At 49.7% G+C, this 1,387-nt stretch carries 1 protein-coding gene; it reads left to right on the top strand.

Annotation, left to right across the window (positions count from 1 at the left end; translation table 11 throughout):
• The first annotated feature begins 44 nt into the window (after window positions 1-44).
• Window positions 45-1,194, top strand: a protein-coding gene (locus PSHG_RS25890; RefSeq protein WP_148497863.1) for an IS3 family transposase whose coding sequence is annotated in 2 segments (ribosomal slippage) — window positions 45-319 and window positions 318-1,194 — 1,152 coding nt in all. Because the reading frame shifts where the segments join, the coding sequence is not laid out codon by codon here.
• Window positions 1,195-1,387: the final 193 nt, after the last annotated feature.

Genomic DNA, 1,387 nt, shown 5'->3' with positions numbered 1-1,387 from the left:
TGCTACATAGAAACTAGACAGCGAAAAAGGAGTATCTTAGTTGTATGAAACCTACAAGAAGGAAGTTCACTCCCGAAGAAAAAGCGCGTCTAGTGCTGGAAATATTGAAGGAAGAAAAGTCGGTCTCCCAGCTGGCGGCTGAGCATGGCATTCATGCGAATGTCCTCACCAGGTGGAAAAGCGAAGCGGTTCAAAACCTGTCGCAATTGTTCGTGGATGATCGAAAAGGCATCACAAAAATGAAACAGGAATACGAACAGCAAATCGACGAACTCTACGCTGAGGTGGGGAAACTCACCACGCAATTGTCGTGGATCAAAAAAAAATCTGGCCTCTAATTGGTCACGTGAAGAACGTATCGCGCTTCTGGACTGGCAGGGTCGCGAGTTGGCCATTGCCCTGCAAGCCGAACTCCTCAGCCTGAATCGAAGCTCCCTTTACTACCAACCGGTGCCTCCCTCCCCGGAGGAGATACACCTCAAGCACCGGATCGATGAACTGTACACCGAGCACCCGTTTCTGGGGTACAGAAAGATTGCTGCGATTATGAATCGGGAAGGCGATCAGATTCACAAAAACACCGTTCGGCGCTATATGCGAGAGATGGGGATCATGACCATCTATCCCGGCCCGAATCTGAGCAAACGAGACCTGCAGCACCGGATCTATCCCTATTTGCTGCGCAAGATAAACATTACGGAGCCGGATCAGGTATGGTCAATTGACATTACCTATATCCGGATGAAGCAAGGGTGGATGTATCTGTTTGCCGTCATCGACTGGTATTCTCGGTACATCATCGACTGGCAGCTGGATCAAACGCTGGAGATTGGATTTGTGCTGGAGACGATGAAACGAACATTGTCGCTTCGCCGCCCCCACATCGTCAACAGCGATCAAGGCAGCCATTTTACCAGCCCCAAGTACATTGAGCTGCTCAAGGAACACGAGGTGCTGATCAGCATGGACGGCAAGGGCCGCGCGACGGATAACATTGCTATTGAGCGCTTCTGGCGTAGTCTGAAGTACAATGAAATCTATCTTCAGGATTACCAGAGCCCCAGAGAAACGAGGCAAGGGATTGAACGCTACATTCACTTGCACAATCGGTATCTGCCGCATCAATCGCTTCATAACCATACACCTGAGGCGGTATACACCCGGGCTGTTTTGCTTCCATCCACAAGTGAATAACCAGGGGCTCCCGCGCCTTCGCTTGGGCTTTGTCCTCCACCAGCGGACATCGCTATGCGGGATGCCTTAGTCCCAAAACTTCCAGTACTATTGCTTTCCCAAGCGGAGGCAACAGAATGATAGAACAAACCTTGTGCATCTTTTCACACCTTAAGATTTTAAAATAACTGTCTTGACATCTTGTAGCACCATA

Source organism: Paenibacillus senegalensis JC66 (assembly GCF_000285515.1).
In the GTDB taxonomy this organism is placed as follows: domain Bacteria; phylum Bacillota; class Bacilli; order Paenibacillales; family NBRC-103111; genus Paenibacillus_L; species Paenibacillus_L senegalensis.
The sequence above is the reverse complement of the archived record's forward strand: the minus strand, read 5'-3'. Positions and strand labels throughout refer to the sequence as shown.